Consider the following 24,469-nt stretch of genomic DNA (forward strand, 5'->3'; position numbering starts at 1 on the left):
ATTGAGCGCAGCGAAATGTGAGACGGGGCGGGGTGACAGTCTCTCCATCTCGAACAGTGTTTCTCGTGGAGAGATCACCCCACCCCGCTCGCGCTCCGCGCGATCGACCCTCCCCCTCCTGCGGAGGGTAAGGTTCGCGGTTGGCTGCATTCTACTTCGCCAAGTTACCTGGAAGAAACTGCCTGAACGCGATGGCACGCATGTCTGACGCACGCGCTGTTGTGTCCAGTGGCTGCGTTGGCGCCGTTGGCGCGGCGCACAACGAGCGAGGGCAGAGGGTTTTTTCGACTCGTTCCAAATTGCATTTGCCACGGCACGCGAACCCGATCATTCTCGCCGCCAAGGCTGACGCCAGCCCGGTGGGCGTCCGCTATTCAAGTTGCCGCCGTAAGCGGCTTCATGCACCGGCAGGGGAAGACGCCTATGCCAACACTCACCATCAACGGGCGGAGTATGTCCGTGGATGCGGCGAACGACACGCCGCTCCTCTGGGCGATCCGCGAGCAATTGCAGATGACCGGCACCAAGTTCGGCTGCGGTGCCGGGCTGTGCGGGGCCTGCACCGTGCACGTCAACGGCGAAGCCGTGCGCTCGTGCCAGACGATGGTCGGCGATGTCGCCGGCAAGAAGATCACCACCATCGAGGGCCTCTCCGTCAAGGGCGATCATCCCTTGCAGAAGGCGTGGGTCGCCGAGCAGGTGCCGCAATGCGGGTACTGCCAGTCCGGGCAGATCATGCAGGCAGCCTCGCTGCTGTCGAAGAATCCCAACCCGACCAAGGAAGAGGTCGTGGCGCATATGGACGGCAATCTCTGCCGTTGCATGACCTATTCGCGGATCCAGAAGGCGATCATGCGCGCCGCATCCGAGATGCGCACCGCGTCCGCCTCCAGCGAGCGGAGGCCCACATGAACGAGCACGTCAAGAACGTCACCCCCGCGACGACCGATCTCAGCCGCCGCTCCTTCCTCGTCGGCACCGCCGCAAGCGGCCTCGTGCTCGGCTATGCCGGCGTGCCCGGCATCGATTCCGCGTCGGCCGCGGCTCCCGCCAATTTCGAGCCGAGCGTCTGGTATGCGATCTCGCCGGATGGTCTCGTCACCGTGACCTGCGGCAAGGCCGACATGGGCCAGCACATCGCCTCCACCATGGCGCAGATCGTCTGCGAGGAGTTGGGCGCGAAATGGACCGACATGCGCGTCGCGCTCGCCTCCAACGATCCGAAGTTCAACGATCCCGTGCTCGGCGCACAGATCACCGGCGGCAGCTGGTCGACCATGATGAACTTCGAGGCGATGAGCCGGGCGGGCGCCGCGGGTCGCATGGCCCTGACCGAAGGCGCGGCCGCCGCGATGGGTGTGCCGGCGGCGGAACTCGTGGTGCGCGATTCCATGATCGTGCATCCGAAGTCGAAGAAGCAGATGTCGTTCGCCGACATCGTCAAGAACGGCAAGGCGACGAAAACCTTCACGCCGGACGAGCTGAAGGCGATCAAGCTGAAGACGCCGGACCAATACACCATGATCGGCGTGTCGGTGCCGCAGCTCGACATTCCCTCCAAGACCAATGGCACGGCGAAATACGGCATCGACGTGATGCTGCCGGGCATGGCCTATGGCGCTGTGGTGACCCCGCCGGTGCGGTTCGGGGCCACGGTGAAATCGGTCGACGACAGTGCGGCGAAGAAGGTGCCGGGCTTCATCAAGGCCGTCACCCTCGACGACAAGACCGGCACGACGTCGGGCTGGGTCGTTGCGGTTGCCAGCACCTATGCCAACGCCAAGAAGGCGGCGGCGGCGCTGAAGATCGCCTATGACGGCGGTCCGAACGCGAAGGTCTCGAGCGAGACGCTGCTCGATGAAGCCAAGCGGCTTCAGAAGCTGGACGATTCCGGCCAGTTCTTCGTCAAGGACGGCGATCCGAACGCGGCCTTCGGCTCGGCGGCCAAGGTGGTGGAGGCCGAGTACACCACCAGCATCAACATCCATGCGCCGCTGGAGCCGATGAACGCCACTGCGGAGTTCAAGGGCGACATCCTGCACATCTATTCCGGCAACCAGTTCGCGACGCGCTCCGGCGCGATCGCTGCGGGTGCGGCCGGGATCGATCCGAAGTTCGTCGTCATGCATCAGCATTGGCTGGGCGGTGGCTTCGGCCGGCGTCTCGATGCCGACATGATGATTCCCGCGGTGCAGGCGGCGAAGGCGATCGGCAAGCCGGTCAAGGTGATCTACACGCGCGAGAACGACATGACGATGGATTTCTCGCGTCCGCTCACCTACCAGAAAGTGAAGGCCGGCGTGGACGGCGACGGCAAGCTCGTCGCGCTCAGCCACGACGTGGTCTCGGCCTGGCCGACCGCGCGCTGGGGAATCCCCGATTTCCTGACGCCCTCGGTCGACAAGAAGGGTCCGCTCGACAGCTTCACGGTGAACGGGGCCGACTTCTTCTACACCGTGCCCAACCATTATGTGCGCGCGATCAAGAACGAGCTCGCGCACAACGCCACGCCGTCCGGCCAGCTCCGCTCGGTGGCACCGGGCTGGACCTTCTGGGCGGTCGAAAGCATGATCGACGAGATCGCGGCTGCCACGGGCAAGGATCCCGCGCAGTTCCGCATCTCGCTGCTCGACGGCGCCGGCAAGAACGACGGCGGCGCGCAGCGGCTGCGCAACACGCTGCTCGCCGCGATGGGACTGTCGGGCTACGGCACCAGGCCATTGCCGAAAGGCGAGGGCATGGGGGTCGCCTGCGTCTCGTCGCAGGAGCGCGCAACCGCGAGCTGGACGGCGTGCGTCGCCCATGTCGCGGTGGCGCCGTCGGGTGCGGTCACCGTGAAGAAGCTCACGGTCGCAACCGACGTCGGCACGCAGGTGCATCCCGACAATATCCGTGCCCAGGTCGAGGGCGCGGCGCTGTGGGGCCTGTCGCTGGCGATGTACGAGAAGGCGACGCTGAAGGACGGTGGCATCGAGCAGACCAATTTCGATAGCTACACGCCCTTGCGCATGAGCCAGGTGCCAGAGGTTGCCGTTGCCGTGATCGCCAATGGCGAGAAGGCCACCGGCGTCGGCGAGCCCGCGGTGACCGTGGTCGCGCCTGCCATCGGCAACGCCATCTTCAACGCCTCAGGCGCCCGCGTGCGGGCACTGCCGATCACGGCGGAGGCGGTGAAGGCCAGCATGAAGGCGTAACGCCGGGCGTGATTGCTGAATGAGACGATCCGCCGGAGGGCAACCTCCGGCGGATTTGTTTTGGATCTCTCTGCATCCGGTACACCGTCATGCCCGGGCCTGTCCCGGGCATCCACGTTCTCTGTGCTCCGGGGCCAAAGGCCGTGGATGGCCGGGACGAGCCCCATGGCGGTAAAATTCCCCTTATCTTTCAATGGTCCGTCTACTGTGCATGGGGTTGTTTTCGCGGTTTTACAGTTCCCCTTCTGGAACCCGAAATTCCTAAAATTGCGCACAACTCCAGAAGGTTCCATTGAGCACGCCTCTTAAGGGCCGGAGAACCTGATCCGGCTTAGGCTGACGCCAAATCCAATCCCGTGCTTTGGGGAAGTCATGAACGCCTCAGCCAAAACCGCCGCCAAACGCCGGCTTCTGCTCGCCTCCGACCGGAGCGACGAGAGCACCGAGCTCGCCAGCATCCTGAAGGCGGTCGGCGATGTCTCGACGGTGACGACGCAGGGGATTCCCGAGCAGCCCTCGCGCGATCTCTCCGGCCTCGTGGTCGACATCAACCTGCGCTCGCCCGAAAGCGTGCAGCGGGTGCGCAACAAGCTGCGCGGCGATGCCTATCGTTCGATGCCGCGGCTGTTCGTGCTCGCCGATGCCCTGCATCACGGCACCATGCAGGCCTGGGCGCTGGGCGCCACCGACACCATCTCGCGGCCGCTCCAGGCGGACGCCATCCTTCAGCGCATCCGCGCCGCCTTCCCGGACACCGCCGCCTATGACGCGACCGACCGCGGCAAGACGCTCAACCGCGGCGTCGAGGCGGCGCACGCGGTGCTGGCGAAGATGTTCGAGAAGCTGCCGCTCGGCGTGCCCCTGACCTTCGACGACGTGATCGCCGCCGAGAGCAAGATCCTGAAGGCGATCAAGCATTCCTCGCTGCGTGAATGGCTCACCACGGTTGGCTGCCACCATGTCGGCAGCTACCGGCACTGCCTGTTCGTCACCGGCTTCGCCGTCTCCTTCGCGCAGCACCTCGGCATGCGCGAGGACGACCAGCGCCGCCTGACCCGCGCCGCGCTGCTGCACGATGTCGGCAAGGCCTTCGTTCCCTCCACGCTGCTCGACAAGCCCGGCAAGCTCTCCGACGAGGAGATGGCCGAGGTCCGCCAGCATCCGCGCCGCGGCTATGACGCGCTCGCAGCGCAAGGCGGCTTTCCGCCAGAGATGCTCGACGTCGTGCTGCATCACCACGAATTCCTCGACGGCTCAGGCTATCCGAACGGCCTGTCGTCGAACCAGATCAGCGACATCGTGCGTCTCACCACGATCGTCGACATCTACGCCGCGCTGGTCGAGAAACGCGCCTACCGTATGCCCTTCACGCATTCCCGTGCGTTCGGGATGATGGAAGGCATGGGCGGCAAGCTCGATCAACAGCTGCTGCAGGCGTTCAGGCCTGTGGCGTTGGGGTCGTTTTAGGCGAGATGCCGTAGGGTGGGTTAGCCGAAGGCGTAACCCACCTCTTTAGTATCCGCAGAGACAGAAGTGGTGGGTTACGCTTCGCTAACCCACCCTACGGCACCGTGCTCACCCCACCATCTTCCTCAGCTCCGCCTTCGCCACCTTCTCCAGCGTCGAGCGCGGCATGTCGTCGACGAACCGGATCTCGCGCGGCACCTTGAAGTCGGCAAGGCCCTTGCGGCAGGCTTCCATCACGCGCGCGTGCAGGTCTGGCGCAGCGCCGGCGACGCCGCCTTGCGGGATGATGAAGACCACCGGCACTTCGTCCAGCATCGGATGCGACTTCGCCACCACGGCAGCCTCGCGCACGCCCGGTACCAGCGCAATCACCTGCTCGATCTCAGAGGCCGCGACGTTCTCGCCGCCGACCTTCAGCATGTCCTTGGCGCGGTCGCCGAACTTGATGTAGCCGTTCGCAAGCCGCTCGACGCGGTCGCCGGTGAGGAAGAAGCCGTGCGCGTCAAAACTTTCGCGCGTCGCTTTCTCGTTGTGCAGATATTCGGCGAACAGCGACAGGCCGGGGATGCCCTTGATCGCGAGATTGCCGGTGCCGCCGACCTCGGTCGGCCGTCCCTCGTCGTCGGTGATGCGGATTTCATATTCAGGCGCCGCGCGGCCGATCGACATCGGTATGTTGGGCTGGTCGACCTCGCCGACGATGCCGTGGGTGATGGTCTCGGTCATGCCCCACCAGCCGATCATCTTGACACCGAAAGCGGCAAAGGCCGGCGGCTCGTTGATCGCGGTGCCCCACAGGCGGAATTTGTGATCCCTGGGGATCTCCTGCTCGAGCAGCGCCTTTATGCAGAACGGAATCGTCGAGGTCCAGGTCGCGCCGTGCTCGCGCGCGACGCCCCAGAACCGGCTGGCCGAGAAGCGCGGCTGGATCACGCAGGTGGCGCCGACCCACAGCGTCGCCAGCATGGAGTAGGCGAGGGCATTGGTGTGAAACAGCGGCAGATAGGCCTGGTGCACGTCGCTGGCGTGCAGGTCCTCGTGCGCGGCGTTGATCTTGGCGCCCCACAGCGCGTTGGCGTGGGTCCACAGCACGGCCTTGGGGCGCGAGGTCGTGCCCGAAGTGTACTGCACGCTGCACGGCGCCAGCGGGTCGGCCGGGCGCCTGGGGCGGTCGGCACTGTCGGCGAACAGGGATTCAAAACTGTCGCCGCGCGAGACGCCGTGTGCGGGCGCTGCGCCCGCATCATGCGAGGTCACCGCCATCCAGCTTATGTTGCGGCAGTTCTGCGCGACAATCTCCGCATAGGCCGGCTGCGTGATCGCGGCGACCGCGCCGCAATGATCGGCAAAATACGCGATCTCGGCCGGCGCCGAGCGGGTGTTGGTGGTGACCGCGATGGCGCCTAGCTCGACACAGGCAAACCATGCCAGCAGCGCCTCGATGCAATTGTCGAGATGAATGAGCACATATTCGCCCGGCTTCACGCCGCGCCGTGCCAGCCCTGCCGCGAGCGCGCCGACCCGCTCGTGAAATTCACCATAGCTCCAGCGCCGCGCCGGCGCGTCGAACGGCGCCCAGATCAGGAACGGATGATCACGCCGCACCTCGGCGCGCATCCTCAAGAGCCAGGGTACGTCGAGCCCGTCGAATGGGCCGACGATCCCGGCTGCGGTCTGGTGAAGTGACATGGCTCCTCCCCGTGCAGCCTGCATCTTGATGGCGGCTGTCTTTGGATGATTGCGTTTTCCTGCCATCGCACGGCGCGGCGAGCAAATCAGGGGAGGGGCATGAGTGCATCATGCCTTGCGAGGCGCGCGCACTCTCTCCTCCGTCATGGCCGGGCTTGACCCGGCCATCCACGTCTTGCCGCTCGAAGAACGTGGATGTCCGGGACAAGCCCGAGCATGACGATGGAGTGTGTAGCGCCCGGCCTCCTCAATCCTCGTACGATGAAATCTCGATCAGGCTGCCGTCCGGATCCCGGCAATAGACAGAGCGCAGTGTGCCGCGCGCGCCCTGCTTGGGAACCGGGCCTTCCTCGATCGCGACGCCGTGTGCCTGCAAATGCGCCACCACCTCATTGGGCGTGGCGGAGGTGAGGAAGCAGAGATCCTCGCTGCCGGCGGTCTGGTGGTCCGCAGTGAACCACTCCACCTTGTCGGCATCGCGCGGCCGGACATTGATCTTCTGGTTACCAAAGTGAAGCGAAGTCCGCGGCGCTTTGCCGCCGCCTGGGTCGAACACCTTGACTTCCATGCCCAGAATCCTGCGGTACCACTCCGCGGTAGCCGCGACGTCGGCGACGTTGATGACGAGATGATCGAGGGCTTCGACCTTGACCGCCATGCCTTATCCTTTCGTCGCGATGCGCCCCGCGCACTTTGCGCCTGCGGCAAGCTTTGTTACAACCCCACCGACGCCGGCATCAAGCTATCTGGCTTCAAGAACAACACGTTGGGAGAACCCTTGAGATGATCACTCGCCGTACCGCGCTGGGCCTGCTCGCCGCCAGTCCGCTTGCAGCCACCCCGCTGTCGAAGGCCTTTGCCGCCGATTATCCGGCCCGCCCGGTGAAATGGGTTGTCGGCTATCCGCCGGGCGGGGCCACCGACATCCTGGCGCGGCTGATCGGCCAGCGCCTGTCGGAAAAGCTCGGCCAGCAATTCGTGATCGAGAACAAGCCGGGTGCCGGCAACAATATCGCCACCGAATCGGTCGTCAATGCCGAGCCCGACGGCTACACGCTGCAGCTGGTCAATCCGGCCAACTACATCAACGCCTCGCTCTACACCAATCTGAAGTTCAACTTCGTGCGCGACATCGCGCCGGTCGCCTCGTTCCAGCGCGTGCCGAACGTGATGACCGTCAACAAGGACGTGCCGGCCAAGAACGTTGCCGAGTTCATCGAATACGTGAAGGCCAATCCCGGCAAGGTCAACATGGCCTCGTCCGGCAACGGCACCTCGGTGCATCTGTCCGGCGAAATGTTCATGGCCATGACCGGCTGCAAGATGCAGCACGTGCCCTATCGCGGCGCTGCGCCCGCGATCACCGACATGCTCGCCGGCCAGGTGCAGGTGATCTTCGACAACATGCCTTCGATCATCCAGCACATCCGCTCCGGCTCGCTTCGCGCCATCGGCGTCACCACCACGGAACGCTCGGCGCAGCTGCCGGACGTGCAGCCGATCGCCGACACCGTCAAGGGCTATGAGGCCAGCGCACTGTTCGGCATGGGCGCGCCGAAGAACACGCCGAAGGAAATCATCGCCAAGCTCAACGCCGAGGTCAACGCGGTGATCAAGGAGCCGGACATGGCCAAGCGTCTGGTCGAGCTCGGCGGCGAGCCGCGGGCGCAGACGCCCGAGGCGTTCGGCGAGGAGATCAAGGCCGAGACCGAGAAGTGGAAGAAGGTCGTCGAGTTCGCCGGCCTGAAGGTCGAGTAGCGGTCTTGTGATCGTGAGGATAGGAGCCCTGCCGTCTGGCAGGGCTTTTTTCTTGCGTGTCTTGTTTCGTTGATCTGGAATAAAATGGCGCTGCGAAACCTGATGATAGATGGCGCCGTATCTCGGGCCAGCTAGATAGGAGTTGGATCATGCGCAAGATGCATTTGGTGCTGATGACGTTCAGTGCGGCGGTCCTGGCCGGCTTCGCCACCGTCACGCCCGCGGCCGCGCGCGACTATCCATGGTGCGCCCAGGGCGGCGACTATGATTATCCCGGCGAATGCAGCTACAACACCTATGAACAATGCCAGGCCAGCGTGTCCGGCCGGCTGCTGTATTGCGATCGCAATCCGCGCTTCGCCTACGGCCAGGGGCTGCCGGCGCAACCGCGGCCGCCGCGGCGCGTGCGGCCCGTCGCTCCGTATTGAGAGCACACCGGTTTACCGCTTCGCGTCCGCCTGTTCCGTGCCGGTACACGAGATCAGCATCGTGTAGGCGCGGGCGTTGGCGGCGATGTCGGCAGTCTTCAGCTCGCCCTTGGGCTCCGCGGTCTGGTATGGCACCACGGAGTTGTCGAGGAAGTCGCGCAGCGCGCCGGTCTTGATGGCGAAGTTGATATTCTCCGTCAGCTGCCCGGTCTCCTTGATCATCCTGAGCGCGTTGAGCTTGGCAACGACGATGCCTGCGACCTGGCCGGACAGGTCGAACAAGGGGCCCCCACTGTTGCCCGCTTGAACAGCCGCGCTGATCTGCAAACGTCCGGTGTGATTGCGGAAGCCGCTGAGTGAGCTGACAATTCCCGTCGTCACGGTCAGGTCGGAGGAGAGATAGCCGTGCAGCGGGAAGCCGATGGCCACCACTGGATCGCCGGAGTGCATCGAGCGGTCCCGGATCTTCGCAAAATCCTTGAACACTGCCGTCGCCGGCGCCTGCAGCAGCGCGAGATCGTTGGTCGCGTCGCTGGAGACAACGCGCAGAACCATCGCGGCCTCACCGGCGAGATTGCCCTTGATATCTCCGGTGCAGCTATCGATCACGTGGCTGTTGGTGACGACATGTCCGTTGGGACTGACCACAAAACCGGTGCCGGTAAAGGTCCCGGTTCGTCCCGGCTTGGCGGCAGGCGCACCTTGCTTGTCGCCGGCCGCTGCGGGCTTCGCCGCAACCTTGGTGAAGTCGCCGGCCTTGTCGAGCCCGTCGGCTTTCACCTTGCTCACGCAATTGGCCAATGCCGCGATCACCGGCCCGGTCGATGTCAGATCGAAATTCAGCACGGCGCGGCCGGCTGTTGCGACCATCAGGCTGGCCTTCTGAAACGTACGCACGACGTTGAGTGGCATGATGGCCGTGAGCATGTTGGACTGATACGCCGTCGCGTACAGCCGGGCCTGCTCCCGCCCGTCAAAGGTCACGTCGATTGCAGCGTTCTCACCCTTGTTGAAGTGGTAACTGGGACTCGCAAAGGCGAGCGACCAGGTCCCGGCGGAATTTTGGCTTACGACGAGGATGACGCCGTTCGCATAGGGTGTCGTCGCGGCGCAATGGGAGAAGGCGCCGGTCTGGTCGTTGCTGAAGGCGCCGCCGATCCAGTTGCCGACATTGACGCTTCCGAACGGTCCCGCCGCATTCGCAGCTCCGGCGATACCTACCTGAAACAAAGATGCGAGAATTAATGACTTAAGCCACATACCAGCCCCCGGAACGCTTTTGGACTGCATCTTATCTACGGGAGTAGCGGGTGCGCAACCGGCAGTTGTCTGGGCCGGCGGTATCTCTCGCGGCGACTTTCGGGCTTGCGTTTGCTTTGCAATGCCATATACTTTGCATTACAAAGTAACGGGACGAGCAATCCCGGAAACACGGGCGGAGCGAGGTTCTGGCGTTGCGCGATCTCGACAAGGCACTGGCCGACATCGTGGCGATTCGCAGCCAGATTGCGGCTGGTACGGCGTTCCGCGGCTATGGCCCCGCGACGATGGCCGCGACCGGCGCTGTCGCGCTGCTCACCGCGATCCTGCAATTCTGGCTGTTGGGCGATCCCACCGGCGAGCCGCTCGGCTTTTTCCTCGGCTGGTTCATGGCCGCCGCGCTGTCTGGCCTGATCATCGGGATCGAAATGCGTGCGCGTTCGCACCGCCATCATTCGGGTCTGGCCGATGCCATGATCCACCAGGCGGTCGAGCAGTTCCTGCCCGCAGGCGTTGCCGGCGTGCTGCTCGCGGTGGTGATGTGGAAGTTCGCGGGCGAGACGCTTTGGCTGCTCCCGGGCCTATGGCAGATCCTGGTGTCGCTCGGCATTTTCGCTTCCGTCCGCTCGCTGCCGCGCACCGTCGCGCTCGCCGGTGCCTGGTATTTCGTGTCCGGCTTCGCCGTGGTGGTGCTCGCGAGCCAGACGCACACGCTGTCGCCGTGGACCATGGGCCTGCCCTTCGTGATCGGGCAGTCGGTGATGGCGGGCATTCTCTATGTCGCATCCGGAGACCATGATGTCGAAGACTGACAGCGCGCCCTTCTCCTATGAAGGGCTCGACCGCGTGATCCACGAGAAGGCGAGGCTCGGGCTTCTGACCTCGTTGATGGCGCATCCCAAGGGGCTGGCATTCGCCGACCTCAAGCAGCTCTGCGGCCTCACCGACGGCAATCTCAGCCGGCACCTCGGCGTGCTGCAGGAAGCAGGCCTCGTCGAGGTGACCAAGGGCTACGAGGGCAACCGCCCGCACACCACCTGCCGCCTCACCAAGACCGGGCGCCGCCGTTTCCTCGACTATCTCGCCGTGCTCGAGCGCCTGGTGCGCGACGCTGCGAAAGCCGCCGGCCGCGAGGCACCGCCGCTCGGCCGCCTCGGTATCGTCTCGACCTGATCCTCCCCCTTTTTGACCGGAGACTTTGCAATGCAAAGTGAACTTGCGTCCCGCAACGAGAAGCTTCATGTCGGCATCATCATGGATGGCAACGGGCGATGGGCGACGCGGCGCGGCCTGTCGCGCGTCCGCGGCCACGAGGCCGGCGTCGAAACCATCCGCCGCATCGTCGAGGCCGCACCAAAACAGGGCATCGGCACCCTGACGCTCTATGCCTTCTCCACCGACAATTGGCGCCGGCCGAAGGCCGAGGTCGCGGCGCTGATGACCTTGCTGCGCTTCTATCTCGCCAACGAGGTGCAGAGCCTGGTCAAGAACGGCGTGCGCCTCACCGTGATCGGCCGCCGCGACCGGTTGCCTGACGGCATCGCCAACGCGATCACGCGCGCCGAAGAGACGACCGCTGAAGGCTCGACGCTGCACCTGCGTATCGCCGTCGACTATTCCGCGCGTGACGCCATCCTCAACGCCGCGGCGAAGGCGGCCGCGCTGACGAGCCTTACCCGCGAAGCCTTCTCGCAGCTCGTCACCGGCGAAGCCGGCCTGCGCGACGTCGATCTCATCATCCGCACCTCGGGCGAGAAACGGCTGTCGGACTTCCTGCTCTGGGAAGGCGCCTATGCCGAGCTGCACTTCACCGAGCGGATGTGGCCCGAATTCGACGCCAGCGATCTCGCCGCCGCCTTGGCCTCCTTCCACGGCCGCGAGCGCCGCTTCGGCGGCCTTCAGGCGATCGTACCCGAGGAGGTGCCTTCGCTCTCCCGTGTGTGACGCGCGGCACATCAAAACGAGCTGTTCGTTTTCATCCGCATGATTGGCAGCTCCGTCCAAGCGGAAGGTGCGCGGCCTCGGCTAGGTCTGCAAGTCCCAGCAACCTGCCGAAAGCATCACGCATGTCACAGCTGTTTCCGGGAGCCGTCGTCGAGCCGGTCGAACTGGCCGAAACGAAGGGCATGGTCTGCATCAGGACCGCCAGCGAATCCGATGTCGAGAGCCTCTCGGTCTATTTCACCGGCCTTTCCACGACATCGCGTAGCAAGCGCTTCATGGGCGCGCGAACCGATCTCTCCGAGATCGCGGCCGAGTGCGTCGCCAAGTCCGACCGCCTCGACCACTTCACCTTGCTCGCCGAACTCAGGCATGAGGGCCGCGGCCGGATCATCGGCGAAGCGCGATACGCCTATGACGCGGCCGTTCGGCACGGCGAATTTGCCATCTCGGTCGCCGATGCCTTCCAGCGCATGGGCCTTGGCCTTCAGATGATGACGGCGATGGAGACGCGCGCGGTCGATCTCGGCCACGAGATGATCGCCGCCGAGACGGCCCGGACGAATGCCGAGATGCGCGGCCTGGCGAAGAAAGCAGGTTTCAGGGATACTGGACTGGGAGATTGGCAGTCTGTCCACCTCGCGAAGCGCTTGTCGCGTTAGCGAGCGCGAAAATCCACCATCTCATGAGGACGCGCCGGCGCGCGCCAGCGGACGACTCAGTCGCCGGCGGATTGTCCCAGGATTCTCCGGTCAGCCAGGGTCTTGGCAAGTTGCTCGGTGTAGATCATCCGCGCCCATCGATGCAAATGCGCCGGATAACGCGCATACAGGATGTCCAGCATGACGTCCGGGGTATCCAGGAATTGCGATTGATCGAGGCCAAGTCGAGCCGCAATCCTCTTGCCTGCCTCGGTGTGGAAGCTCTGCGGGCCGCCCTGAGCATTGACGGAATTGACCGGCGAGATCACGAGATAGACCTTTGACCGGTCAAGCTTCGAAAGCGTTACGGACAGGGAGTCGAGCGCCTTCTCGAATTCCGCGTTCATCACGAACGGTTTTGAGGCGGGGAGCGGCTTGAGAAGAACGTGGCCGGGCAGCGTGGCCCTGAAGGCCCCCAGCGAAGGCATATCAAGCATTCGGTTGGGGTCGATGGCGCTACCGTGCTCGCTCCATATGGTCGAAATGAACTGGTCCTTGCCGCCGTAGTAAATCGCATAGGCGCCCGGAAGCGGGGTGTACACGGCCCGCTCCATCAGCAGTCGGATGTATTCGAGACCGCCGGCCGGAAACGTCAGGCCGGAAGGAACTTCAAAACGGTCGGTCCTGATGAAGGTCGGCCACTCATTCCATCTTGGATCGCGCTCGAACTGGATCGGATTGAACACCAGAACGAGTTTCTTGGGCTGGCGTCCGCGGGCGATCATCTTGTCGAGCATGGCGGCGTAGCCATCCGGGCCAACATAGCCGATGGTGCAGAACGCCTCGACGTCGGATCCCGGAAACGCGTGCAACAAGGTCGGGACGTGAACCCCAAACAGGCAAGAGCTGTCGCCGAGAAAGGCGAGATCGGATGCAGGCAGCCGCTCGGAACGCCTGATCTGCTCGAGGACGATGTAGGTCTCGATTCCGCGAGACCATTGGTGGTTGCTCTGCCGATAGATGAAATTCGCGATTCCGAGGATGAGAGCCGTCAAGACGGCGACCGGAACGAACTTGCGCGCGACAAGCTGAAGCGCATTGGTCAGCGGCGACTTCATGATCGCCTGGATCGTGCGTTTCGGCATGGCCTAGAACTGAAAATAGATGAAGGTTGCGTTGACGTGCCCGGACGCCGCGATCGTCACAGCCACCAGGGCCGCAAACAGCGGATACTTCATCCATGCAGGTCGGCGAATCAGGAAATAGTCCCCGTGCGACTGCAGTTGCCATTCCAGCAACATCAGCGGGGCCGACAGCGATAGAATCGCGAGCGCGACGGCACTGTGCACCGGGGCCCATTCCCAGTTCTTGAGCGCGCTGAGCATGCCCACCAGCAAATTCCAATTTGCCGCGCGAAAGAGGAACCAGCCGACGAATACGACCAGCATGGTGACGGCCCAGCCGGCGCCGCGGGCGACTTTCGAAGGGGGCTCGTCTCCGCCGGGCAATTTGCGCCATAGCGCAAGCACGGTGCCATGAAGCAGTCCCCAAAGCACGAATGTCCACGACGCGCCGTGCCAGAGGCCTCCCAAAGCCATGGTCAGCATCAAATTCCGGTTCGTGATGGCCTCGCCGCGACGGTTTCCGCCGAGCGAGATGTACAAATAGTCCCGTAGCCATGTGCTGAGGCTGATGTGCCAGCGCCGCCAGAATTCGCTGATCGATACCGACCAGTAGGGGTAGCGGAAGTTCCACGTCAGCTCGAAGCCGAACAGAAGCGCGACGCCTTTTGCGATCAGGCTGTATCCGTTGAAATCGGTGTAGATCTGGATGCCGAAGGCGATCGTGGCGAGCACGACCGACCAGCCAAAGGGCTGATCCGGAATGAAGAGCGTGTCGACGATTACCGCCAGGCTGTCCGCCACCACGACCTTCATGGCGTAGCCGTAAATCAGGAGCCAGAGTGCGCGGTCGGCATGATCAGCCGTGAATTGTCGCGGCTTCGAAAATTGGTCCAGGAGATTGCTGGCTCTTTCGATCGGTCCCGCCACGAGTTGCGGGAAGAACGCCTTGAAGGCGAGAAACTTGACGAGGTCTCTCTCCGCGACATGCTTGCCGCGATAAACGTCCACCACATAGGCGATGCCCTGGAAGGTGATGAAGGAAATGCCCAGCGGCAGGATGATGCGCAACGTCGGCAGGTTCGGATTGAGACCCGCGCGTTGTGCAATCGTCACGAACGAATCGACGAAGAAGCTGAAATACTTGAATATCGCGAGAACGATGATCGCCACTGCGACCGCGGAAAAGACCAGAAGCTTTCGGGTGTGCTCGTGAGGGGTCGCGGCGATCAGAATCGCCGCGGCATAGTTGACGACGGAAATTCCGACCAGCAGAGGCAGAAAACGCCAGTCCCACCAGCCATAAAAGACGTAGCTTGCCGCCAGGATGATGACATTCTGGAGCGCGAGCCTGGAGGTGGCGTGGTAGAGCAGGAAGGTCGCGGGCACCAGACCGAGGAACGCCACGGAGACAAAGGACATTGCAAGAATAGGTCACATTATTGGGTCGCGACGCCGCTCGTCGTTCTGCTCAGTCTGGATGACGATGCGAGCCGGGTTGCAACCGGGATTGCGAAGATAAACCACAGTCCCCGCGAGGCGGTGACTGAGGCCGCTTCACTGGCAGCGGCATCCAATAACAACTTTGAGATGAAATCAACCGCTATCCATCCGCTCCCGCTTGCGGGCGGCGACGTCCTTGGCCGAGGACCCGACCACGTGCGCCTGGCGCGCCGGCATCACGGACTTCACCTCCGCGGTGCTGGACCTCTTGAGCCAATTCTGGTGACTTGACGATCCATCGACGCGGATGTCCGCATGACCTCCTTCAAGACCATTCGTGCCCGCGCTGAGAAGCGCAAGGGCGGGCCCAAGGCGCTGGAGAAATTGATGCCGGCAAAGCCGGACCTCAAGCGGCTGGCCAAGCTCGGCGACGACCGCGTCCTTGCCGAAATGACCAGGCGGGTGTTTTGCGCCGGCTTTGCCTGGAGCGTGATCGAGACGAAATGGGACGGCTTCGAAGACGCCTTTCTGCATTTCCAGCCGGCCAAGCTCACCTTCCAGCCCGAGGATTATTGGGAAGGCCTGCTGCGCGATGCGCGCATCGTGCGCAACGGTGCCAAGATCATGTCGGTGCGCGACAACGCCGCCTTCGTGCAGGAGATCGCGAAGGAGCACGGCAGCTTCGGCAAGTTTCTGGCGAAGTGGCCCTCGTCCGACGAGATCGGCCTGCTCGATCTCATGACCAAGCGCGGCAGCCGGCTCGGCGGCAATACCGGGCAGATGCTGCTGCGCTTCGTCGGGTGGGACGGCTTTGTGACCTCAGGAGACGTGGTGGCTTGCCTGCGCGATGCCGGTCTCGACATTGCCGAAGCGGTCAAGTCGAAGGGCGATCTCGCCAAGGTGCAGGCGCAGTTCAATGCTTGGGCCGAGGAGACCGGCCTGCCCTACACATATCTGTCACGCATCTGCGCGCTCTCGGTCGGTGAAAGCCGCAGCGAGTAGCAGGTCCCCCCGATAAATCGTGTGCATCCTGTGGCGATCTCGTGCCGCGAGCGCGGCAGATGCAACGCGCGATCACGAAATACATTTTTTGGGAACATTTGTGCGCAGCACCTGTTCGGAGTCGAGCCAGGCGGACAAAGGCGCAGGGAACGCGTGCTCCCGCCCAGGCCAACGAAACCGGACACAGAAACGGAGCAGCTCATGAAGCTCACATCCGAACAGGTGAAGCAGACCGTCAACCAACTCGGCGCTCAGGTGCTGCCCGACGAACATCCGGCCATGCCGCAGCTCAACAGCATGTTCGGCGAGCATACCTTCTTCGTCGACGAGATGGGCCTCAAGGTCCTCGAGCCCACACCATCGCTCGGTGCCGATCGCCAGAGCGGCGAAGTCGTCAGCCTCGCCGATTGGGGTGATTCCGACCTGACGCGCCTGATGGCGCACGAGCCCGAGCCGACCGGCGTGATCGTGGTGTTCGAGCACGTGAGGCATTGATTGCCCCCGAGCGGGTCGAGTTTCATCGGTGGCGGGCTGAAAATCCCGTCACCGTCGGCCGCGCGCTTTCCGAGGCGGCTCCAGCGGTCGCAGTTTCATGCTTCGATCGGGATCTCGATCGCGATCTGAGTCCCTGGACCCGTCCTGTTCTCGAGGCGCAGGCGCCCGTTCAGCGACGAGGCCACCAAATTGAACGCGATGTGTAGCCCGAGGCCGGCATGTCCGCTCTCGCGGCCGGTCGTGACGAACGGATCGAAGATCTGCGCCTGCAATTCCTCGGGTATCCCAACGCCGTCGTCGGCGCAGACCAGGCGGACCCGTTTCGCGTCCGGCTGGCTGACTGTGATCGCGAATCTGCCGCCTCTCTCGTCCGGGTACGCGTGCCCCGCGGTATTGAGGGCGAGATTGCCGATCACCTGCGCAAGTGCTCCCGGATAGCTGTTGAGCTTGATGCCCGCCGGGCATTGGACGTCGACCGCCAGAGCATGGTGCGATAGCAGCGGCCCAAGCTTGGACATCAGCTCAGCCAGCCAATCCTTAAGCTCGAACGAGCGCCGGTCCTCATCGGCCTGGTGGACTGCGACCTGCCTGAAGCTGTGCACCATCTCGGATGCGCGGTGCAGGTTATCGAAGGTCAGGTCGAGCCCCTGCTTGAGCCTGTCAATTCCCTTGGTCAGATCGGATCGCCGGACCGACGCTCCGCCCAATGCGTCGGCCATTGTCTGCAGATCGGTCTGCATGGCCGTCGAGGTCGTCAGGGCGAGGCCAAGCGGGGTGCTGACCTCGTGAGCGACACCGGCGACCAATCGACCGAGCGAGGCGAGCTTTTCCGCCTGCACCAGATGCTCCTGGGTCGCGCGCAAATCGCGCAGCGATTTCTCCGAGCGTTCCTTTTCCCGCTGCAGCGCCTCCGACGTTCGGAATTGCTTTCGCGCCCGGTATTCGCGCGCGGCCACGGCATAGAGCGATAATGCGTAGGCGTTGCCGACGAGAGAATGATTGATAAATCTCAGGCCCATCGGCATCGTCGGTGCGAACGTCTCGGCGACCAGCAGCGCCAGCCAAGACAGCAGGCAGAAAATCGCCAGTGAGCCGATTCGTAATGGCAGCATGGTGGAGACGAACAGGATGATCATCATCATGCCGGGGGCGGCAAAGGTGAAGCCCGACGGCAGGACGAGATAGATGCTCGGCAGGATGCAGCCGGGAATGACGCAGTAGACGAGGAAAATCGTCTCCGCCCATGGCTTCATCAAGCGCCGTGACAGCAACGCGGTCAGCGGGAGCAGCACGAACAGGGCGGTGCCGCCACGGATGGCCAGCGTGGTTGGAACGACTTCGGGATAGAGCACCCAGTCCCAGAGGGTGTAGCCGGCATAGGTGGCGGCGCCGAGCAGCATCGCGATCTGCGTCCAGCCGAGACTGCCTCGGACGTATTGGTCGACAAACCGGCGCTCCTCAATGCGGTCTTCGAAGCGCAATCCGAGGCGTATCAATAAGGCAAGCATTCCAGCATCAATCGCGAAAAATCGTGTTTTGGTGTCTCTACGACAGGTTTTGCGCCGCGTCGCGGATAAAGATGTCGCGTTCGCCGAAGACCTGCCGGCCTCGTTCAAATGCCCAAGGTTAGCTGCGGCTCCGCCTCGTCCCCGATCTGGAGCGCGGACAGCGAGACACCCAGCAGCCTGACGCGCTTGGGTAGCGGCATCTCGCCTTCGAGCAGGCCGCAGGCCAGCCGCTCCAGATCGTCCTGCCCCGCGACGGCCGCTGCGACAGACCTGCTGCGCGTGATGATCTCGAAGTCGGCAAACTTGATCTTCAGCGTGACGGTGCGGCCGCGATTGCCGGTCGCCTCGCAATGCCGCCAGACCTTGTCGACGAGAGGCCTGAGCTCGGCCGCCAGCGCGCCATATTCGGCAAGGTCGACCGAGAACGTGGTCTCCGCGCCGATGGACTTGCGGATCCGGTTGGCCCGGACCGGCCGATCGTCGACGCCACGCGAGATCCAGTAGTAATAGGCGCCCGACTTGCCGAAATTCGCATTCATGAACTCCAGCGTCTGGTTGCGGATGTCGAGACCGGTGAACAGGCCGAGCGCGTTCATCTTCGCAGCTGTCGCGGGGCCTATGCCGTGGAACCTGCCGACTGGCAGCGTCTCGACGAAAGCCGGTCCCATCTCCGGCGAGATCACGAACTGACCGTTGGGCTTGCGATGGTCGGAGGCGAGCTTGGCCAGAAACTTGTTGTAGGAGATGCCCGCCGACGCGTTGAGATCGGTCTCGGCCTTGATCTTCCCGCGGATCTTCAGCGCGATGTCGCGCGCCAGCGGGATGCCTTGCAGGTTCTCCGTCACGTCGAGATAGGCCTCGTCGAGCGACAAGGGTTCGATGATGGGCGTGTGCTCGGCAAAGATGTCGCGGATTTGCCTGGAGATCGCCTTGTAGACCTCGAAGCGCGGCCTGACGAAGATCAGATCGGGACACTGCCGCTTCGCAGTGACCGATGGCATCGCGGAGCGAACGCCGAACTGGCGCGCTTCGTAGCTGGCGGCCGCGACGACGCCGCGTTCCGCGGAGCCTCCGACCGCGACCGGCCTGCCGCGCAGCTCCGGATCATCCCGCTGCTCCACCGACGCATAGAATGCATCCATGTCGATATGGATGATCTTGCGGACGGGCGAGGCTTCGCCGGTCACCGTGTCGGATTCGCTCATGGAAGGATGATACAATTGCGCGATGAGATGCGCGAGGTGATGGATGCTGCAGCTGTTGCTGTTCGTGGTGGGGGTGGTCGGCATCGGCTGGCTGATCGGTGCGACCAATCTCCCCGGAGAGTGGTATGCCGGCCTCGCCAAACCGGCTTTCGTGCCACCGAACTGGGCGTTCCCGGTGGCCTGGACCCTGCTCTACATCATGATCGCCATCGCGGGCTGGCGGACCTTTCGCCGTGAGCCCGGGGGCAAGGCGATGCTGGCCTGGGCTGCGCAACTGGCGCTCAATTTCATCTGGTCTCCGGTCATGTTCACGATGCACCAGATCGGCGCTGCGCTCGTCATCCTCATCGGCCTGTTCGTCGCGATCGTGACCTATATCGGTCTCGAGGCATCACGAGACAGGCTGGCTGCCGCATTGTTCGTGCCCTACGCAGCCTGGGTCGCGTTTGCCGGCGTGCTCAATGCGGCCATCTGGCGTTTGAATTGAGACATTCGGTCTCAACCGGTTCAAAGCGCAATCTCAGGCTTGTGAGTGGCAAGCATGGTCACGCGACCTAATATGAGCGCACGGAGGACAGCCAATGCAATACAGCTCCGAGCTCATTCACACGATGCGTCAAGCGCTGGAGACCGTGATGGCGAGCGTACCGGCCCATCAATCGGTGTTCGGCCTGAAAGCGGCCGTGGCCGAATGCATCCTGAACGCCGCCGCGCACGGCCAGACCTCATATGACGGACTGGTCTCGTCCGCCTCCGACCAGCTCCAGACGATTGTCGCGATGCTGACGTGAGCGTCGGCCTGAAACGGCCGCAGGACTGGCGCACCCGACACGATTCGAACGTGTGACCTTTGCCTTCGGAGGGCAACGCTCTATCCAGCTGAGCTACGGGTGCAGTGCTCGCTCATTTAGCCGATTGGCGCGGGGCGGGCAACCGGTTCTCGCCACATTGCGCCTTAAGCGGTTTTGCGCCGGAAAGGGCCCGGAACCGCTGCGGCTTCCCGGCCGAGGCTTGCGAATTCGGCAAGCACCTTTTCGGCGCAGATGACGCGGTTGCGGCCGAGGCGTTTGGCCACATAGAGCGCCTCGTCGGCCGCGCCCAGCAGCCGGTCGGGCCCGCCATCGGCTCCGCTGGGAATGTGGCTGGCGACCCCGACGCTGAGGGTGACGTGGTCGCCGGCGCCGATGGCGCCGTGGGCGATCCGCAAGGCGATGACGGCGCAGCGGATCTCGTCGGCGATGACGCAGGCGGTATCGCAATCCATGTCCGGCAGGATCAGCGCGAACTCCTCGCCGCCATAGCGGCTGGCGAGATCGAGCGGGCGCACGGCATGCCGGCTGACCACCGAAGCGACCGCGCGCAGGCATTCGTCACCGATCTGGTGGCCGTGGTGGTCATTGAACAGCTTGAAATGATCGACGTCGACGAACAGCAGCGCCAGCGGCTTCTGCGTGCGGTGGGCGCGGGCCCATTCGCTCATCAGCATCTGGTCGAACGAGCGGCGGTTCGACAGGCCGGTCAACCCGTCCTTGGTCGCGAGCTCCTTCAACGCCATCTCGGCGCGCTTCTGGTCGGTGAGGTCGCGCAGCGTCTCCACCACGGCGATCAGATGGCCGGCCTCGTCGTGGATCGGACCGGCGTCGATGGCGAGATAGAGCTGGCTGCCGAGCTTCGGCATCGTGCACCAGTTTTCCGCGGAAAAGCCGAGCCCGTTATGGCCGCGCGCGGCATACTCTGAATAGAATTCCGGAAGCCGCTCCGGCCGATCGAGTGCCACGAGATCGGCAAGGCAGGGGCGCCTCGTCTCGTAGAAGGCCTGCCAGTGCTTGTTGGTGCCGATCACCTCGGATGCGGCGAGGCCGGTCAGCCGCTCGCAGGCCCTGTTCCAGATCACGACGCGGCGCTTGGGGTCGATCACGAAGGTCGGCACCACCAGATGCTGCATCAGCCGCACGGCATAGGAATCCGCGACATCGACCGTTTCTGCCGACGTCTTGTTCGAGACCTTTCCTGACGGCTTCCCTGGCTTCGGCATCAGGCCACCGCCGCCACTGGCAAGGCTCCGGGCAGGCCATCGCCCGAGCCGAACAGTTTCCGCACCTCGCTGGCTGGCTTCGGCGGGCTGAACAGGTAACCCTGCATCTGCGTGCAGCCGAGCGCACGCAGCATCTCGCGCTGCGCCTCGGTCTCGACGCCCTCGGCAACCGTCGTCATGCTGCTGGCGGCCGCGATGTTCACCACCGCCTGCACGATCACGGGTGCACCGCTCGTCTCCGCGATGTCGGCGACGAAACAGCGGTCGATCTTGATCTTGTCGAACGGGAAGCGCTTGAGATAGCTGAGCGAGGAGTAGCCGGTGCCGAAATCGTCGAGCGCGATGCGCACGCCGATCGAGCGGAGCTGGTGCAGGATCGAGAGCGCAGCTTCGTCGTCGCGGATCAGCACGGCCTCGGTGATCTCGAGCTCGAGCCGGCGCGGGTCCAGCCCGGAGGCGGCGAGCGCGCCCGCGATCCGCAGCGCCAGCGTGTCGCATTTGAGCTGCACCGGCGACACGTTGACCGCGACGCGCACATGCGACGGCCAGGTCGCGGCCTCGTTGCAGGCCATGCGCAGCACCCAGTCGCCGAGCTCGTTGATAAGGCCGGTGTCCTCGGCGACGGGAATGAACTCGGCCGGCGAGACCATGCCGCGTTCTGGATGGCGCCAGCGCAGCAGCGCCTCGCAGCCCGCCACGTCGTTGGTGCGCAGGTCGACCAGCGGCTGGTAGTGAATCTCGAAGCCGCCGTTCACCAGGGCCTGCCGCAGATCCTGCTCCATGCTGAGGCGCGCCTTGGCGCAGGCATCCATCTCCGGCTCGAAGAAGCGATGGGTGCGGCGCCCCTCGGCCTTGGCGCCGTACATCGCGAGGTCCGCGTTCTTGATGAGCTGGTCGAGATCGGTGCCGTCCTGCGGCGCAAGCGCGATACCGATGCTCGCGTCGGTGGAGAGCTGATGGCCGAGACAATGATAGGGCTGCCGGATCGCCTCGTAGATCCGTGTCACGAAGGCCAGCACGTCGGCAGGGGATTGGATGCCGGTCTGGATCACGGCGAACTCGTCGCCGCCGAGCCGCGCGATCAAATCGTCCTGCTTGAGGCAGCCGCGGAGGCGGCCCGCGATCGCCTTCAACAGCTCGTCGCCGACGTGGTGGCCGAGCGAATCGTTGATGCCCTTGAATTCGTCGACATCGATGTAGAGCAGCGCGAACTGCCCGCCATCGGCGACCCTCGCCAGCTCGCGTTCGATCTGCTCGCGGAACAGCGTGCGGTTCGGCAGATCGGTCAGCGCATCGTAATGCGCCATATGCGCGATCTTCTCGTGGGCGCGCCGCCGCTCGGTGACGTCCTCGACGACATTGATGATGTAGCGCGGCTCGCCAGACTTGTCGCGGATGCCGATCCGGGTCGAGGTGATATAGCGCCGTCCGGTGGCCGGGGTGTTCCAGATGTGCTCATCCAGGAACAGGCCGTTCGGCGATTGCAGCAGCTTGTCGTCGTCCCGGGTGATGATCTCGGCGTCTTGCGTCGGGTAAAGGTCGAACGCGCTCTTGCCGACGATCGTGTCAGGGGTTTCGCCGAGCTGTTGCTCGGCCACCTGGTTGGCCAGGAGGTAGCGCCGCGTTTGGGCATCCTTCACGGTGATCCGCGAAGGAATATAGTCGATGATCTCGCGCAGGAAGGTGTGGTTGCGATCGCGCTCCTGTTCCAGGTGGCGGCGATCGGTGATGTCTTCGATCGTGGCGACCCAGCCGCCCTGGGCGAGCGGGGTGTTGATGACCTGGAAGGCGCGGCCATTGGCCAGTTGATGAATTCGCGTGGAGACTGTGCCTTCGGCGACGACCCTCATCACGTCCGCACAAAATTCCTCGACGTCGCCGTCAAACGCGCCGCGCTCCTGGCGATGATACATCGCCTCGCGGATGTGACAGCCGGGCTTGATGACGTCGTGGGTGAGGCCGAACATGTCGGCGTAGCGTCGGTTGCATGTGACGATGGTGCCGCTCGCGTCGTAGAGGATCAGCCCCTGCGTCATGTTGTTCAAGGCAGTGTCGAGCCGCAGCCGCTCCGCTTCCAGCCGTTCCTGCGCTTCGCGGTTCTGCCGGTTGATCAGGCGGATGATCAGATAAAGGATCAGCGCGATCACGGCAGCCGAAAGCGCGGCGGTCGTGACCATGAAGCCGGTCTGCTGCCGCCAGTCCGCCAGGGCCGCGACTGTCGTGTTGGTGGCGACGATGACCAGCGGAAAATGCGTCAGCGACGCCGCTGAGCCGAGCCGCTCCTCGCCGTCGAGCGGGCTCCTGACGCGAAGCGTCTGCTGACCGCCCTTGGTCAGCACCTTCCGCATCAGCGGTGCATCCTTGAAGCTCCGTCCGATCAGCTCCTCATGATGCGGATAACGCGCCAGCATCTTGCCTTCGCGATCGAATAGCGAGATGGCCGTGCCCTCGGCCAGCGCGACCGATGCGAAATAATGCTGGTAGCTGTCCGGATCGATCCGGCGGACCATTGCGCCGAGGAAGGTGCCGTCCGCGCCGTTCAAGCGGCGCGCTACGATCGTGGTCCATTTGTTGATGATGAAGCTGCGGACTGATTCCAGCAGCACCGGTTCGGACTGCGGATTGGTCTTGAATGTCTGAAAGTAGGCCCGCGACGAAACGTTGATCTTGGGCAGGGGCTGGGCCCGCGACCAGTTGATCAGCTCGCCGTCGGCATCGTAGATCGCGATATCGCCGAGGTAAGACACGGAGCTGATCTTGCTGCGCAGCATCTGGTTCGCCGCAGCTCCGGACATGCGCTCGCGGAACATCGTCGGCGAGGTGATCTCCGTCAGGCTCATCTGACCAATCAGATCGGCGGCGACGACGTCGGAGTCCTCGAATTGCTGATCAAAATGCCGGGCGATCAGCTGGACCGTGTTTTCCAGCTCGCGCTCGCGGTTGGCCAGGGTGCGCTCGCGAAATTCACCGACGGCCACGGCCGTCACACCGAAGATGCCCGCGACCAGCAACACGCCGCACAGGGTCAGCCACAGGACAGGACCACCTCGCGCCAAAGCCTCCCAGCCGTTCCTTGCGGCTCGAGACATTCCGGCTGCCACCGTGGAAAAAACCTCGCGCATTCCCCCTCCCTGGAGGAACACGAATACACCGCACAAATGGCCTAAACCTTAGGAAATCCAGTTACCTAAGCATTAATCCAGTTGCGCAACCGCGTCCGTGTGCAGCGGAGCGGGAATCGCGCCTCGGTTGTGTGGACGGCGCAGCAATCGCCGCACTGCA

22 protein-coding genes and 1 tRNA gene are annotated in these 24,469 nt (G+C 63.9%); 13 read left to right on the forward strand and 10 right to left on the reverse strand.

Translation table 11 applies throughout. The features are described from left to right. Positions 1 to 423: 423 nt before the first annotated feature. The 3 genes from RAD04_RS14970 (at position 424) to RAD04_RS14980 (ending at position 4,661) form a co-directional block, all read left to right on the forward strand. Complete coding sequence (locus RAD04_RS14970) at positions 424 to 912, forward strand: (2Fe-2S)-binding protein (RefSeq protein WP_461624368.1); 489 nt, start codon at positions 424 to 426, stop codon at positions 910 to 912. After that, complete coding sequence (locus tag RAD04_RS14975; RefSeq protein WP_461624369.1) at positions 909 to 3,194, forward strand: xanthine dehydrogenase family protein molybdopterin-binding subunit; 2,286 nt, start codon at positions 909 to 911, stop codon at positions 3,192 to 3,194. The genes RAD04_RS14970 and RAD04_RS14975 overlap by 4 nt, the downstream gene beginning before the upstream one ends. 372 nt (positions 3,195 to 3,566) lie before the next feature. Continuing rightward, positions 3,567 to 4,661 (forward strand): HD-GYP domain-containing protein, encoded by a 1,095-nt coding sequence (locus RAD04_RS14980; RefSeq protein WP_183708456.1) that lies wholly within the window; start codon positions 3,567 to 3,569, stop codon positions 4,659 to 4,661. A 108-nt stretch (positions 4,662 to 4,769) separates the two neighbouring features. Here RAD04_RS14980 and RAD04_RS14985 read toward each other — a convergent pair whose 3' ends face one another. Both RAD04_RS14985 and RAD04_RS14990 read right to left on the reverse strand, forming a co-directional pair. Then, on the reverse strand, positions 4,770 to 6,350 hold the full coding sequence (locus RAD04_RS14985; protein WP_461624370.1) for an AMP-binding protein: 1,581 nt from the start codon (positions 6,348 to 6,350) through the stop codon (positions 4,770 to 4,772). A 247-nt stretch (positions 6,351 to 6,597) separates the two neighbouring features. Beyond that, positions 6,598 to 7,008, reverse strand: coding sequence for a VOC family protein (locus RAD04_RS14990; protein ID WP_461624371.1), 411 nt, complete (start codon positions 7,006 to 7,008; stop codon positions 6,598 to 6,600). A 125-nt stretch (positions 7,009 to 7,133) separates the two neighbouring features. On the opposite strand from RAD04_RS14990, the gene RAD04_RS14995 reads away from it, so the two are divergent. Together RAD04_RS14995 and RAD04_RS15000 are read left to right on the forward strand one after the other, a co-directional pair. Then, entirely contained in the window at positions 7,134 to 8,108 is a 975-nt protein-coding gene (locus RAD04_RS14995) for a Bug family tripartite tricarboxylate transporter substrate binding protein (protein WP_091962081.1), read from the forward strand. 149 nt (positions 8,109 to 8,257) lie between these two features. Further along, positions 8,258 to 8,536 carry a DUF3551 domain-containing protein gene (locus RAD04_RS15000; protein ID WP_461624372.1) on the forward strand — a complete coding sequence of 93 codons (279 nt, stop codon included), beginning with the start codon at positions 8,258 to 8,260 and terminating at the stop codon, positions 8,534 to 8,536. Between the two features lie 12 nt (positions 8,537 to 8,548). On the opposite strand, the gene RAD04_RS15005 is transcribed toward RAD04_RS15000, so the two are convergent. Next, a complete protein-coding gene (locus RAD04_RS15005) occupies positions 8,549 to 9,796 on the reverse strand; it encodes a S1C family serine protease (RefSeq protein WP_461624373.1) in 1,248 nt (415 codons plus the stop codon). 194 nt (positions 9,797 to 9,990) lie between these two features. Here RAD04_RS15005 and RAD04_RS15010 point away from each other — a divergent pair, with 194 nt between their 5' ends. From RAD04_RS15010 to RAD04_RS15025, 4 genes are all read left to right on the forward strand, one after another. Next, a complete protein-coding gene (locus tag RAD04_RS15010; RefSeq protein WP_091962069.1) occupies positions 9,991 to 10,608 on the forward strand; it encodes a hypothetical protein in 618 nt (205 codons plus the stop codon). Continuing rightward, on the forward strand, positions 10,595 to 10,969 hold the full coding sequence (locus RAD04_RS15015; protein ID WP_461624374.1) for a transcriptional regulator: 375 nt from the start codon (positions 10,595 to 10,597) through the stop codon (positions 10,967 to 10,969). The genes RAD04_RS15010 and RAD04_RS15015 overlap by 14 nt, the downstream gene beginning before the upstream one ends. 30 nt (positions 10,970 to 10,999) lie before the next feature. Next, on the forward strand, positions 11,000 to 11,740 hold the full coding sequence (locus RAD04_RS15020) for a di-trans,poly-cis-decaprenylcistransferase (RefSeq protein ID WP_461624375.1): 741 nt from the start codon (positions 11,000 to 11,002) through the stop codon (positions 11,738 to 11,740). A 122-nt stretch (positions 11,741 to 11,862) separates the two neighbouring features. Then, positions 11,863 to 12,399: a GNAT family N-acetyltransferase gene (locus tag RAD04_RS15025; protein ID WP_461624376.1), complete on the forward strand. Its 537-nt coding sequence runs from the start codon at positions 11,863 to 11,865 to the stop codon at positions 12,397 to 12,399. 56 nt (positions 12,400 to 12,455) lie between these two features. On the opposite strand, the gene RAD04_RS15030 is transcribed toward RAD04_RS15025, so the two are convergent. Both RAD04_RS15030 and RAD04_RS15035 read right to left on the reverse strand, forming a co-directional pair. Next, positions 12,456 to 13,523: a hypothetical protein gene (locus tag RAD04_RS15030; protein ID WP_461624377.1), complete on the reverse strand. Its 1,068-nt coding sequence runs from the start codon at positions 13,521 to 13,523 to the stop codon at positions 12,456 to 12,458. Positions 13,524 to 13,526: 3 nt separating this feature from the next. Next, a complete protein-coding gene (locus RAD04_RS15035; RefSeq protein WP_461624378.1) occupies positions 13,527 to 14,921 on the reverse strand; it encodes an MBOAT family O-acyltransferase in 1,395 nt (464 codons plus the stop codon). A gap of 336 nt (positions 14,922 to 15,257) precedes the next feature. Here RAD04_RS15035 and RAD04_RS15040 point away from each other — a divergent pair, with 336 nt between their 5' ends. Then, a complete protein-coding gene (locus tag RAD04_RS15040) occupies positions 15,258 to 15,944 on the forward strand; it encodes a DNA-3-methyladenine glycosylase I (protein ID WP_461624379.1) in 687 nt (228 codons plus the stop codon). Positions 15,945 to 16,145: 201 nt separating this feature from the next. Then, positions 16,146 to 16,439, forward strand: coding sequence for a hypothetical protein (locus tag RAD04_RS15045; RefSeq protein ID WP_018319488.1), 294 nt, complete (start codon positions 16,146 to 16,148; stop codon positions 16,437 to 16,439). 95 nt (positions 16,440 to 16,534) lie between these two features. On the opposite strand, the gene RAD04_RS15050 is transcribed toward RAD04_RS15045, so the two are convergent. Continuing rightward, a complete protein-coding gene (locus RAD04_RS15050; RefSeq protein ID WP_461624406.1) occupies positions 16,535 to 17,947 on the reverse strand; it encodes a sensor histidine kinase in 1,413 nt (470 codons plus the stop codon). 104 nt (positions 17,948 to 18,051) lie between these two features. Further along, positions 18,052 to 19,152 (reverse strand): DNA polymerase IV, encoded by a 1,101-nt coding sequence (dinB, locus tag RAD04_RS15055; protein WP_461624380.1) that lies wholly within the window; start codon positions 19,150 to 19,152, stop codon positions 18,052 to 18,054. 43 nt (positions 19,153 to 19,195) lie between these two features. On the opposite strand from dinB, the gene RAD04_RS15060 reads away from it, so the two are divergent. Next, positions 19,196 to 19,639: a TspO/MBR family protein gene (locus RAD04_RS15060; RefSeq protein ID WP_461624381.1), complete on the forward strand. Its 444-nt coding sequence runs from the start codon at positions 19,196 to 19,198 to the stop codon at positions 19,637 to 19,639. Between the two features lie 94 nt (positions 19,640 to 19,733). Further along, on the forward strand, positions 19,734 to 19,943 hold the full coding sequence (locus tag RAD04_RS15065; RefSeq protein ID WP_018319492.1) for a hypothetical protein: 210 nt from the start codon (positions 19,734 to 19,736) through the stop codon (positions 19,941 to 19,943). A gap of 26 nt (positions 19,944 to 19,969) precedes the next feature. On the opposite strand, the gene RAD04_RS15070 is transcribed toward RAD04_RS15065, so the two are convergent. The 3 genes from RAD04_RS15070 to RAD04_RS15080 all read right to left on the reverse strand — a co-directional run bounded on the left by RAD04_RS15070 (position 19,970) and on the right by RAD04_RS15080 (position 24,309). Next, positions 19,970 to 20,046 (reverse strand) — tRNA-Arg (locus tag RAD04_RS15070). A gap of 61 nt (positions 20,047 to 20,107) precedes the next feature. Then, positions 20,108 to 21,187 carry a sensor domain-containing diguanylate cyclase gene (locus RAD04_RS15075; protein WP_461624382.1) on the reverse strand — a complete coding sequence of 360 codons (1,080 nt, stop codon included), beginning with the start codon at positions 21,185 to 21,187 and terminating at the stop codon, positions 20,108 to 20,110. Further along, entirely contained in the window at positions 21,187 to 24,309 is a 3,123-nt protein-coding gene (locus RAD04_RS15080; RefSeq protein WP_461624383.1) for an EAL domain-containing protein, read from the reverse strand. Before RAD04_RS15080 ends, RAD04_RS15075 begins: the two co-directional genes overlap by 1 nt. Positions 24,310 to 24,469 lie beyond the last annotated feature (160 nt).

The organism is Bradyrhizobium sp. 25ACV, assembly GCF_054863005.1.